Source organism: Flavivirga amylovorans (assembly GCF_030540875.1).
In the GTDB taxonomy this organism is placed as follows: domain Bacteria; phylum Bacteroidota; class Bacteroidia; order Flavobacteriales; family Flavobacteriaceae; genus Flavivirga; species Flavivirga amylovorans.
The window spans coordinates 64,543-77,690 of the sequence record NZ_JAUOEM010000004.1 but is presented as its reverse complement, the minus strand read 5'-3'; the positions used below and the strand labels follow the sequence as shown (position 1 = coordinate 77,690).

The 13,148-nt window shown below is 32.9% G+C and carries 9 protein-coding genes; 5 read left to right on the top strand and 4 right to left on the bottom strand.

Annotated features, from left to right (window positions below; translation table 11 throughout):
- The first annotated feature begins 1 nt into the window (after position 1).
- From Q4Q39_RS12045 to Q4Q39_RS12030, 4 genes are all read left to right on the top strand, one after another.
- The gene (locus Q4Q39_RS12045) at positions 2–634 is read left to right on the top strand and encodes a hypothetical protein (protein WP_303282742.1); all 633 of its coding nucleotides are present in this window, start codon (positions 2–4) and stop codon (positions 632–634) included.
- The gene (locus tag Q4Q39_RS12040) at positions 603–2,015 is read left to right on the top strand and encodes a flotillin family protein (protein ID WP_303282741.1); all 1,413 of its coding nucleotides are present in this window, start codon (positions 603–605) and stop codon (positions 2,013–2,015) included. The genes Q4Q39_RS12045 and Q4Q39_RS12040 overlap by 32 nt, the downstream gene beginning before the upstream one ends.
- 118 nt (positions 2,016–2,133) lie before the next feature.
- Positions 2,134–3,228, top strand: a complete 1,095-nt coding sequence (gene bioB / locus Q4Q39_RS12035) for a biotin synthase BioB (RefSeq protein ID WP_303282740.1) — start codon at positions 2,134–2,136, stop codon at positions 3,226–3,228.
- Positions 3,229–3,576: 348 nt separating this feature from the next.
- Positions 3,577–4,449 (top strand): cupin-like domain-containing protein, encoded by an 873-nt coding sequence (locus tag Q4Q39_RS12030; RefSeq protein WP_303282739.1) that lies wholly within the window; start codon positions 3,577–3,579, stop codon positions 4,447–4,449.
- On the opposite strand, the gene Q4Q39_RS12025 is transcribed toward Q4Q39_RS12030, so the two are convergent.
- Positions 4,439–4,915: a regulatory protein RecX gene (locus tag Q4Q39_RS12025; protein WP_303282738.1), complete on the bottom strand. Its 477-nt coding sequence runs from the start codon at positions 4,913–4,915 to the stop codon at positions 4,439–4,441. The genes Q4Q39_RS12030 and Q4Q39_RS12025 overlap by 11 nt on opposite strands.
- Before the next feature lie 106 nt (positions 4,916–5,021).
- Between Q4Q39_RS12025 and Q4Q39_RS12020 the strand changes: the two genes are divergently transcribed.
- Positions 5,022–7,553 (top strand): DUF8693 domain-containing protein, encoded by a 2,532-nt coding sequence (locus tag Q4Q39_RS12020; protein ID WP_303282737.1) that lies wholly within the window; start codon positions 5,022–5,024, stop codon positions 7,551–7,553.
- 56 nt (positions 7,554–7,609) lie between these two features.
- On the opposite strand, the gene Q4Q39_RS12015 is transcribed toward Q4Q39_RS12020, so the two are convergent.
- From Q4Q39_RS12015 to porZ, 3 genes are read right to left on the bottom strand one after another with little or no spacing between them, the layout of a single operon-like run.
- On the bottom strand, positions 7,610–10,021 hold the full coding sequence (locus Q4Q39_RS12015; protein WP_303282736.1) for a TonB-dependent receptor plug domain-containing protein: 2,412 nt from the start codon (positions 10,019–10,021) through the stop codon (positions 7,610–7,612).
- 5 nt (positions 10,022–10,026) lie between these two features.
- A complete protein-coding gene (recO, locus tag Q4Q39_RS12010) occupies positions 10,027–10,746 on the bottom strand; it encodes a DNA repair protein RecO (RefSeq protein WP_303282735.1) in 720 nt (239 codons plus the stop codon).
- Positions 10,746–13,082 carry a type IX secretion system anionic LPS delivery protein PorZ gene (porZ, locus tag Q4Q39_RS12005; protein WP_303282734.1) on the bottom strand — a complete coding sequence of 779 codons (2,337 nt, stop codon included), beginning with the start codon at positions 13,080–13,082 and terminating at the stop codon, positions 10,746–10,748. The genes recO and porZ overlap by 1 nt, the downstream gene beginning before the upstream one ends.
- Positions 13,083–13,148: the final 66 nt, after the last annotated feature.

Genomic DNA, 13,148 nt, shown 5'->3' with positions numbered 1-13,148 from the left:
TATGACAGAGTGGTTTTTTAACTTAGAATTATTTCCAAAAATATATTGGCTAATAGCTATTATTGGCTCACTTATTTTTACAATCGTAATGATATTATCTTTTACGGGCGGTGATGCTGACGGAGCTGGAGATATAGATTCTGAAATTGATGGAGACACAGGAATAGGATTTCAATTTATCACTTTTAAAAACTTAGTTGGATTTTTTACCATTTTTGGATGGAGTGGCATCGCATGTATAGATGCTGGGTTATCTATGCCTATAACGATTATCATTTCTATATTCTGTGGATTAGTAATGATGATTATTATGGCCGCAATGTTCTATTTTATGGGTAAATTAACAGACAGTGGCACTTTAAACTATAAAAATGCGATTGATGCCATTGGTGAAGTATATCTTACCATTGGAGCCGATCGATCTAAAATGGGAAAAGTAAGTGTTAGCGTTCAGGGAACTATGCGCGAACTGGATGCTCTTACAGATTCACTAGTAGAATTAAAATCTGGAACAATAATAAAAGTAGTCGACGTTACCTCAAATGGTATCTTAATCGTCGACCAAACAAGAAAACCAATAGAACCTTTAAAACAACACACTTATGAAATTACTGATAATTCAGGAAGGGCCTAATTTAGGGCTCCCAATGACTCTTATTTTTGGAGTATTATTTATATTCCTTTTTTTAATAATTCTAATCAAACGCTATAAACGTTGTCCTTCGGATAGGATTTTAGTAGTCTACGGAAAAGTAGGCGGCGGGCAATCAGCCAAATGTATTCACGGTGGTGCTGCATTTATTTTACCTGTGATTCAAGATTATGAATTTCTTGATTTAACACCAATATCAATTGAAGTAAATCTGGTAAATGCCCTCTCTAAACAAAATATCCGCGTAAATGTACCCTCTCGTTTCACCATTGGTGTTTCTACCGAACCAGGTATTATGCAAAATGCTGCGGAACGTTTATTAGGATTAGGTCAAAACGAAATTCAAGAACTAGCTCAAGAAATTATTTTTGGTCAATTACGTTTAGTTGTAGCTTCCATGGATATTGAAGAAATTAATTCAGATAGAGATAAATTTTTGGCAAATATTTCACAGTCTGTAGAATCCGAATTAAAGAAAGTTGGTTTAAAACTAATCAACGTAAACATTACTGATATTGTTGATGAATCTGGTTATATAGAAGCATTAGGAAAAGAAGCTGCAGCACACGCTATTAATGCAGCTCGTAAATCGGTTGCAGAAAAAACAAGAGATGGATCTATTGGTGAAGCCAATGCAGTACAGGATGAAAGAACTCAAGTTGCCGCTGCTAATGCCCAAGCTGTAGAAGGTGAAAATACCGCAAAAATTGCTGTGGCTAATTCAGATTCGTTACGTCGTCAAAGAGAGGCAGAAGCAGAACGTGTTGCGATTGCTTCAGAGAAAGTACAAAGTGCAAAAGCATTGGAAGAATCTTATGCTGCTGAAAAAGAAGCTGAAACAGCGAGAGCAGAAAGAGAACGTTCCTCTCAAATGGCGGATATTATTGTTCCTGCAGAAATTGATAAAAAGAAAGTTGAAATTGATGCCGAAGCAGAAGCTGAAAAAATTAGAAGACGTGCCAAAGGTGAAGCCGATGCGATTCTTTTTAAAGCACAAGCAGAAGCAGAAGGTCTGTATGAAGTCTTAACAAAACAAGCGGCTGGTTTAGACCAAATTGTAAAAGCGGCCGGTAATAATTCTAAAGATGCCGTACTATTATTAATTGCAGATAAATTACCTGAGCTGGTTAAAACACAAGCAGAAGCCATTAAAAACATTAAGATCGATAAAGTAACTGTATGGGAAAATGGCGGTAGCGGGGAAGATGGAAAATCTTCAACAGCTAACTTCCTCTCTGGTATGTATAAATCGGTACCACCATTACAGGATATGTTCAATATGGCTGGAATGCAATTACCTGAATATTTAAAAGGGAAAGAGACTGGCGAAGACACTTCAAGCTCTACTGAAGAAGGAAAATAAGGTTTTTTTAAAAATTTTTAAAAAATAGGCCTCCAGAATTAGAGTATATTAATTAAAAGAATATTGAACGTATATTCTATTTAATTAGTATTTTTGATACAGATTATTAACTTGATTTATGAGCGAGATACGACACAACTGGACAAAAGAAGACATCATAAAAATTTATAACAAACCTTTAATGGAATTGCTTTACGAAGCAGCTACCGTTCATCGTTTGCACCATGACCCAAATGTCGTACAAGTATCTACTTTACTATCAATAAAAACTGGAGGATGCTCAGAAGATTGCGGTTATTGTCCACAAGCAGCTCGCTATCATACCGATATTGAAGGGAATGATTTAATGTCCGTACAACAGGTAAAAGCACAAGCTTTACGTGCAAAAGCTACTGGAAGTTCTCGTGTATGTATGGGTGCTGCATGGCGTAATGTAAAAGATGGTGATGAGTTTGATGAAGTTTTAGAAATGGTACGAACCATTAATAAATTGGATATGGAAGTATGTTGCACCCTTGGAATGATTACTAAAAACCAAGCACAACGACTTGCCGAAGCCGGTTTATATGCTTATAATCATAATTTAGATTCCTCAGAGGAATATTATAAAGAAGTCATATCCACAAGAGGGTATCAAGACCGATTAGACACCATTGATAATGTACGTAAAACAAACGTTACTGTTTGTAGCGGCGGTATTATTGGTATGGGTGAAAATATAGAAGATCGTGCTGGTATGCTAGTCGCTTTATCGACCTTAAATCCGCAACCAGAATCAACTCCTATTAACGCTTTAGTAGCTGTTGAAGGTACGCCATTAGAGGACGAGAAACCAGTTGAAATCTGGGACATGATTCGTATGGTTGCTACAACACGAATAGTTATGCCAGAAACACAAGTACGTTTAAGCGCAGGTAGAACACAGATGTCTAGAGAAGGGCAAGCCATGTGCTTCTTTGCTGGTGCTAATTCTATTTTTGCCGGAGACAAACTATTAACAACACCAAATCCTGATGTGAATGAAGACATGAAAATGTTTGAATTACTGGGTATGATTCCTCAAAAACCATTTACTAAAAAGGTACAACCACAAACGGTAGAAGCTACAGATTCTCAATATGAAGCTTTAGGTGAAAAACCAAAATGGACACGACCAGAACATACTATTGAGCGTAACGAAATTGCTAAAGAAAAAGCTAAAACTTTAAAGTAATTATATTTTTAAAGCTATTATTTATCTTTAGGCTAAACTAAAGGTGATTTCGACGTAAGCTTTGTTGAAGACATCTTAATAATCCAATGAAATATACCTGTTTGTCATGTCGACAGAGCGAAGCATGAGTGACGAGACATCTCATCATGATGAGATTCCTCCTCGTTCCTCGTCGGAAATGACATGATTTCTTCTTTAAAACCTTTTAAGTCTTTGATTATCAGTTTTTAATATACCGAACTGACGTTACTTAAAATATCATATTTCAACAAATTAGAAACAGCACTCGACATACTATTTTTGATTTCGTAACGTTTTTTTAACTTTGAGAACTAAACTATTTAAGTATTGGCACTTAATCTGCAAGACATTCCTCGTGTAAAAACCATTACTAAAGCGGACTTTTTAAAACATTATTTTAATCCGCAAAAACCTATTGTTATTGAGCAATTTATAAAGGACTGGCCCGCATATACCAAATGGAATTTGGATTATATGAAAGCCATTGCTGGCAATATTATTATTCCACTTTACGATGACAGACCGGTAGATTATAAAGATGGATTTAACGAGCCACATGCAAAGATGAAAATGAGCGCTTATATCGATCTACTAAAAAGTGAACCTACAAAATACCGTATTTTTCTTTGGAATGCCTTAAAAGAAATACCAGAGTTACAAAAAGATTTTACGTTTCCAGATTTCGGGTTACGACTCATGAAAGGTATCCCAATGTTGTTTTTTGGAGGACGTAATTCTCATACTTTTATGCATTATGATATTGATTTGGCCAACATTTTCCATTTTCATTTTGAAGGCGCCAAACAGGTTATTATGTTTAACCAAAAACAAAGTCAGTACCTGTATAAAATTCCACATTCATTAATCACCAGAGAAGACATAGATTTTAAAAACCCAGATTTTAAAAAATGGCCCATGCTAAAAAAAGCTAAGGGATATAAAACCGAATTAAAACATGGTGAACTTTTATACATGCCAGAAGGATATTGGCATTATATGCGTTATATAACAGCTGGTTTTTCCATGAGCTTAAGAGCTATTGCCAGAAACCCTAAAAACTTTAGCAGAGCGATATATAACTTATTGATTATGCGTAATTATGACAATATGATGAGACGTTTAAGAGGCCAAAAATGGATTGATTGGAAAAATGAGCAGGCCATAATAAGAACACATGAAAACAGTAATCTTATTGTATAAGTTCATTTGCTTTTTCATACACTAAATCAGACTCCCATCCTTTATATATTAGAAAATCAATTAATTTCTTTCTTCTCTTAAACTTGTTAGTTTCTTTAATAGAATTTGCCTTTTTTTCGGCTAAATCGTTGAAAACCTCGATATACTCCTCATTTCCTATTTCGCTAAGTGCTTGATTTATATTAACTTTGACCACGTCTTTTTTCTTAAGTTCATAAGTTAAACGACGTCGCCCCCAATGCTTAATTTTAAGCTTACCACTTACGAATGCTTTGGCAAAACGTTCTTCATTAAGAAAGTTATGTTCCAAAAGGTGAACGATTATCATATCGATAGCCTCAGGAATCATATGCATGTTAGTTAGTTTTTGTCTAACTTCTTGATGACAACGTTCTTGATACGCACAATAATGCTCTAGTTTTTTAGTGGCTTCTTGTACCGTATATGTTTTTTTTGATAGCTGCATGGTTTCAAAAATAACAATAGATAAATTAACAATAAGAATAAAAATTTATAAAAACCAAATCCGCTGTACTTAACGTAGTTTAAGTATAGATTTTAAACTTAACATCATGAAAAAAACTACGCCATTGAAATCCCTTGCTTTATTAATTAGTTGCTTATTTATATCCTCTATTGGGTTTGGGCAAACAAAATTGGCTGAAATTACTTTTGAAACACCTGGAGGTTATTCAACTGATATTACAGAATTTACAGATCAAGCCATAAGTACTGGTAGAGATTATTTTATCAGAACAGACGGTTCAACAATAAACGGAGTAGTTTTTTCAAACATTCAAGGTTCTTACTATTTTGCAGCGCAAGACATTGACGGAGAAGGAGCTACATTACCTGTAAGATTTTTAATGAATAATGTGAATATTAGCGGTTATACTAGTCTTGAATTCAGAGTACATTTGGCTGAAGATGACGATGGTGCAAACGAAGATTGGGACGATTCTGATTTTGTTCATTTCAATTACGACATAGATAATACTGGTACTTTTTCAGATTTATTATGGATAGAAAATGATGGTACAGTATTTAATACTGAACCTTTAATAGATACTGATTACGATGGTACAGGTGATGGAACGGCAATAACAAATACATTTACTCAATTCACTCAAAATATAGCTGGAACAGGGTCTTTATTAGATATTGAAATCGTTTTTAACCTAGATTCCGGAGATGAAGATATAGCTATTGATAATATTGAGATTTGGGGAACCCTTATTCCTTGTGGAGCACCTGTAACTTGGGATGGTTCTGCTTGGGATAATATTACTGGTCCTGACATTACTACTGAAGCCATTATTAATGGTAACTATAATACAAGTACAGCAAACTTTAGCGCTTGTAGCTTAACTGTAAATAATAATTCTACATTAACAATAAACGACAATACATATATTGAAATTCAGAATGATATAACTGTTGATATAGGTAGTTCTATTGATGTCCAACCTTACGGATCATTAGTTCAAAACAACGATTCTGGTGTTGTAACAAATAACGGATCGATGACAGTAGATAAAATAACTGCTCCCATGGACGCTTGGTATGAATATACTTACTGGAGTTCACCTGTTTCTGGAGAAACAATTAGTAATGCTATAACTGGTTCGCATCCAAATAGGCGTTTTATATTTAATGGACAAACTTTTTTAGATCATTGTGCCGAAACAGGGAACAATAATATTCTAGTTTGTGATGATGGTTTTGGTAATGGTGTACAAGATGACATTGATGATAATGGAGATGATTGGCAATCAATTAGCGGAGTAATGCAATCAGGAGTAGGTTATGCTACCACCTTGACTCAATTTGCTTATAATGTTGCGCCGGGAGCTTCAAATAAAACTTTTAGATTTACTTTTACAGGAGATTTTCATAATGGTATTTATAATATTCCTATTTATAGAAATGACTCAGAAACTAATGATAATAATTGGAATTTCATAGGAAACCCTTACCCATCGGCTATTGATGTTGATTTATTTCTTGCCGCAAACACGGTGATAGATGAAACAAATACTTTTCCACCTCGACCTATTGTAGGAGCTATTTATCTTTGGTCTCAAAATACGCCTCCATCTGCAATTGCAAACGGCAATCAACAACTCAACTTTTCAGACTCTGATTTTGCCATAATTAATGGTGTCACTCAAATTGCAGGTGGAGATGGCATTTCCCCTACAAACAGAAAGATTCCTTCTGGACAAGCTTTTTTTGTTAGTTATTCAGATTCAGCAACCCCTGTATCTACAAGTATTAATGGTGATGGACATACCATTGCACAAGGCAATATTACGTTTAATAATAGTATGCGAACTACAGGAGCTACAGATAACAGTCTATTCTTTAAAGGTTCTAGTTCAAAAAAGAATTCTAAAACTCAAGCAAATAAATTATGGCTTAATTTAATTTCAGATAATGGCATATTTAATCAAACAGCTATAGCTTATGTAGATAGTGCAACTGATGCTGACGATGGGTCTTATTTTGATACTCAAAAAAATGCAGCAATAGTGACAGGAGCTATTTTATATACAAATATAGAAGACTCTAACAAGAAATTTGGAATTCAGGGTAAAGCCGCAAATAGCCTTGACATAAACGAAACGATTCAATTAGGCTTTAAATCAAATGTTGGAGTAGCTACTTTGTTTAAATTATCAATAGACCATTTACAAGGTGATTTTTTAACTAATAATACCGTTTACCTAAAAGATAATTTACTTAATAAGTTACACGATTTATCTGCATCTGATTACACTTTTACATCAGAAGTTGGCGAATTTAATGACCGCTTTGAAATTGTATTTAATGCCAACTCATTATCTATAGATAATATTGCTGTAGACAAAAACAGTCTAAGTATTATTGAATTAGATAATGATCATGTTCAATTTAAGACCTCAAATAGCTTAAACATTAAAACAGTAGCCGTATTTGATCTTTTGGGAAGGCAATTATATAATTTTGAAGGGCAAAAAAGTTCTGAGACTTACAGGCTTTCTAATTTAAACAGTTCCATTTATATCGCTAAAGTCACATTGTCTAATGGTGCAATAATTACTAAAAAGGCGGTAAAAAAATAAAAAAAGACTAGAAAATAATATCAAACACCACTGCATCATTTGTTCGTGGTGTTTTTTTATAGGCTATATTTTAAAGACACAATAAGGTTTCTCCCTGCCGCGGCAATTCCTGAAGAATATGTTTTATAACGTTGGTCTGTGATGTTTTCTAAACTAGCAGTAACCGTAGTTGAATTACTTATTTTACATTGCGCTCTAAAATTGAATGTATGCCAAGACGGGCTATACGGATTACCGTTAGCATCAAGTGCATAGATATAGTCTTTCTCAACTTCAGAGGGTGCCAATTGATTAAAAGAAAGTTCACTATTATAATTTGCGAATACATCTAATTTTAACCCTTTAGATGTCCAAATTAAATGTGTGTTTCCAAAACTAGGTGCTACATGACGAATAGGGACTTCTATATCCCCTTCTTCTTCAGTGCCACCAATAGCACTATACTGGGATGTCAAATCAATGCGATTGGTAATGGCCGCTTTTAAACCAATCTCAAAGCCATAAATCCATGCTTTAGAAGCATTTTGTATGGCTTGTACATTACTTAACTCGCCATCGTAAACAATTTCTGTATTACCATTTAGATTATAATCTCTACGCACTAATGCGTTGTCTAAATACGTATAATATGAGCTAATATCCAATACTACTTTTTCATTAAAATCTAGCTTTAATCCTAGTTCACCTCCATAAGCATACTCTGGTCTTAAACTTTCGTTAGGCACTACTACTGAACCTGGCTCGGAGTCAAACACCTTGCCTATATCATCAACATTAGGTGCTCTAAAAGCAGAGGATGCGTTCAACTTCCATTGTATGGTTCTATTTGGTGACCATCTTATACCTGCAGTTCCAGTAAGTGCGCCTGCTTCATTTTTAGATGATTCGAAAGGCAGGTTTAAAAAAACATTGTTTTCTTTAAAGTTGGCTTTAGAAACAACATGATTAAAACGTAAACCAGATTGAAAAACAAACTTCGTATTGGGTTTATATTTAATACTGGAATATATAGCTGCCGATTGCCAACTAGCGCCGTTTGGATATCTGGAAATGGATGGAGAACTAAAACCATTAGATATATTTTCCTCTTTTCCGTGCGACATCACTTTATTATAAACATATTCTAGTCCATAAAAAAATTGTGTTTTTTGACTCAATGTTTTTTCTAAGTCTAAATTAAAAGAATAGGCATCTACGGCTTCTTCTCTAACATGTCTTGTTTCAGATTGAAAATCTCTGTCTAATCTACTTTCCTGAAAATTTTGATATGCCAAAGTGACTTTAATTTTATCATGTAAATTAGAATTACTACTTAATTTAGTGACCTGTAAATTAGACATAAACCATTGTTGTGGACCATAATTCCATTCAGCTGAACGCAAGGTATTATTTCTATATCTTATTAAACGATCGTACCTTGGAATATTTGATGTTTTAGTATAATATAAGCCTAAATCAAAACTTAGATTTTTATAAGGTTCATAGCGAACTTTTTGCATCATGTTTAATTGATCATACCCCGAAAATTTTTGAACTCGCGGATCATTATTTTCCATAATAATATCCCCTGTATCTGTAGTTAATACAAATTCAGGTCTTAAATAATCATCAGGCCCATTTTTACCCATTTTTAAATCTCCAAAATTTGTATAACTTCCATTAGTTACAAAGGCCCATTTTTTAAATCCTAAATTGAAATCAAAATGTCCCGTTTTTTCATCACTAGCGGATGAATATCTTGTAATAAGGTTTGATTTGAATAATAACGAATCGGAATAAGATAATTCCGGTTTTTGAGTATAAAAACTCATGACACCGCCAATAGCATCACTTCCATAAATTACAGAACCTGACCCTAAAGTAACTTCTGTACTTTGAACAGAAAACGGATCAATAGCAATAACATTTTGCAAATTACCACCTCTAAAAATAGCATTATTCATTCTTACACCATCAACAGTAATTAATAATCTATTCGTAGCAAAACCTCTAATCATAGGACTTCCTCCTCCTAACTGACTTTTTTGAATATAAACTTTCCCTGTATTTTCCAACAAATCGGCACTTGTTTGCGGATTTGAAAATTGGATACTTGAGCTACTAACACTAACTATTTTTTGTGGAATATCTCGTTTACTTTGTTCAAACTTAGAAGCCGAAATAACAATCTCTTCTAAACCTTGTGTGTTGGAAATTAAATAAACCTTGTTCGAATTCCCTAACTGAAGTTTTGTTATTTTTTTTAAAATATGGGATAAATGTTTAAAGTAAATTATTTCTGTATCTGAAAATTTACTTAAATCTGCTTCGCCTCTAAAATTGGTAACCACACTTTCTGATTTATCCACATTATAAATAGCTACGCCAAAAACAGGTTCTTTTGTAAGTTCACTAAATACCTTTATGTTCTGTGCCTGAGAAGATATAGATACAAGTAAAAAGAAGAAAAAGGAATAAAAAAACTTCATGCTTTTTAATTAAAAACCTGATTAAATATCTGTAATGATTTAGGTATATTAAAACTACCCAAATGTAATTCAAAATATAGCAATATCATACTTAAAAATGATTGTCTTTGCCTGGCATTAATTTGTACTGTAGACAATGCATCAAATGTTGTGCCTAATAGCTGTTTTAGAAGTGTTAAATTTTCTCCAGATATAGAATATCTATCTTGTGATTTTATTTGAAACTTACCTTCATTCAAGTTAAAAGAAGGGTAATCTATATTTTTTGTGTCTGGGTAAAACCCCAAATATCTTGTTAAATTAAGTAAGAATAACAAATGAAAATTTGAATATTCAGAGTGTGTATCAAGCCATAGTAGTGTTGTTTCAATATAACTGTAAAGTGCTTCGTTTTTTTCCTCTTCCTTTAGTGTATTTGATAACACTTCGGATAAAAACATAACAATAGAACTCTTTAAAACATTAGAATGCAAACTTGTATAAATAGAATTCAGTTTCGTTTCTTTTATAGTTTGTAATGATCTATTATTCTTATATAAAAGAACCAGTTGTAATTGTGAGAGCAACTGAAAATAAGCTGCTTTAGAACTCCCTTTTTTACTTTTTAAAACACCTCTTAATAAGAAGCTAACAACTCCTAATTGCTCTGTATAACACCTAACTATTAAGTCGTTATCTCTATATTTTAATTTAGATAAAACGATGGCATTTGTAGTAATTAACATTATCTAACAACCATTAATTTTAAAACCTTGGTTTCAAACGAATCTAAATCGGAAAGCATGATTAAGTAAACTCCAGAAGCAACAACATTATTTGCCATATTCTTTCCATTCCAAAAAGCGGTTCCTCCATCTATTTCAAGGTTAAAGCCTCTATATCTTTGATTCGTTCTCGATTGAGCTTCAGCGACTAAATTACCTTCGATATCTGTTATTTTGATATTTACATTTTCTGAGATGTCTTTAATCTTAACTTTGTCATCTACTATATTAAATCCTGGCCTTACTGGGTTTGGATAAACAAAAGCATTTTCTAAATCTTCAAAAGCACTTGATCCTCCTGCACGGAAGGATACTAAACCTCGACTTGTAGCAATGTATACAATACCATTTGTATCATTTATCGATACATCATTAATAATATTTGAAGGTAATGCAGAATTATCTTTAGTAAAATGAAATATTGTTTTCTGTCCATCTGAAGAAAAATAAAATAGACCAGAATCCGCAGTTCCTATCCATTTATTATTAGACCCATCTACTTCAATATCTGTTATATGTTGCTGAAATAATAGCTCTTTTGCAATACCATCTTCTTCAATAATAATTTCTTCTACACGAATATTTTCATCAGCAAAAAAATTTGAAGTATTATACAAAACACGTAATCCCCCTAAAGTACCTATCCACAGTTGATTCCGTTTATCTAATGCCAAAGCAGTTGCCCAAGCTGTTGGCATATTTTCATCTTCTTTACTAACACTTTTTAACAACGGACTTCCTCCATTTTCTCTAAATCCAATAAGCCCGAAATTGGAGCTACTAATCCATTTTGTTTCATCTTCAGCTATTTCAATATCTGAAAAACCCAAATTACCATCAATCCCGTCAGAAATAATATCGTTAAAACTATAAGAATTCCATACATTTCCGCTAGGGTTAAATGTTTTTAAAGGTTCATTTACTCTACTATTTAACACCCATAATAATCCATTTCTGTCAAATTCAGAAGTTCCAATTCTTATATCAACTCTGGTTGTGGCCATTGATTCAAGTAAACTATTTGTTTCATCGTAAAGCTCCGTAGGAATATTTTCATTAACTTCTAATAAACCTTTATTAAATGAACTTATAAACACTTGATCTGTATTAAGTGGATTGATGGTAATTTTATTTAAACAATTAGCCTCCAATACTTCGCTATACTGAGTATTAATCCATGTTTCATCTTTTAAATGGCTAAACCCTCTATTATTTAATGGAAATGGGTTAAATCTCGAAGTATATTCACCAAAAGTAACCCACAAGCCATTTGGTTCTGCTTCCAGAGAAAAAGGAATATTTAATAAAGGGCCATCTGGATGTAACTCTTCAAAAGCTATTGGATTTACCAAAGATGTTTTTAAAATCCCAAAATCTTTAGTACCGATATAAATATCATCTAAGCTTACTATAGCAACATTATATTGAGTATCAAAAGTAGGGTCTATGGAAGCTTGAGATACTTCATTAAAACTAGTATCATAAACAAATACATTGTTTTGCGTAGTTACTATTAAGTTTGTATCAACCGATCTCATATCCAGTGGAGTATCAGCATATAAAAACATTTCAGTCAAAACATCATTAACTATTTGATAAATTCTCCTATTAGTCCCTATGGCATATAATTTATCTACCTGAGACTCTATTGACAACCAATTACCTGAATTAGTTAATTGCCAGTTTTGAAAATCAATGAGGTTTGGACCAGACACTAGAGCCTTTCTAATACCAGATCCATCCTGACAAGCGGCATAAATATAATCATCAAAAATAGCTGTTTGATTAACTTGTACTTGATTCCCTCCATTACCAATGAAATAGGTATCTCCAAACTCTAATCTTTCTAAATCAAAAACTGAAATCCCATAGTTAGTCGAAATGTATATAACATTTTGATAGGCATTAATATGGTTTATTCTTTTATTTGTTGCGGGAATAGTAACCTTATCAATAATATCAACGACAGAAAGAATGTCATCATCATTATCGAAGGCCACTTCTATTAAACCATTCTCATATCCAACAACTAACAATTCATATACCTCACTATAATAAATCGTTGAAATTGTTTCTCCCGACAATCCATTAACAGTTGTAAGTTCTTCAATTTCATTTGTCTGTATGTCTAGACTAAAAATAGCATTTTCAGACGCTGCATAAATTTTATTATTGCCCTGTGTTATATCCTTTATACTATTATATGAAAAATGTCCCTGCCATAATGCAGAAAAATCTTGAGAAAACTGCAGTAATGGAGATAAAAAAATTACAAAAACGACAAATCTTTTAAACATATATACCTATTAGATATTCAAATATATTTATAACTAACGAGTTTTACTTTAAAATAATATATTTTA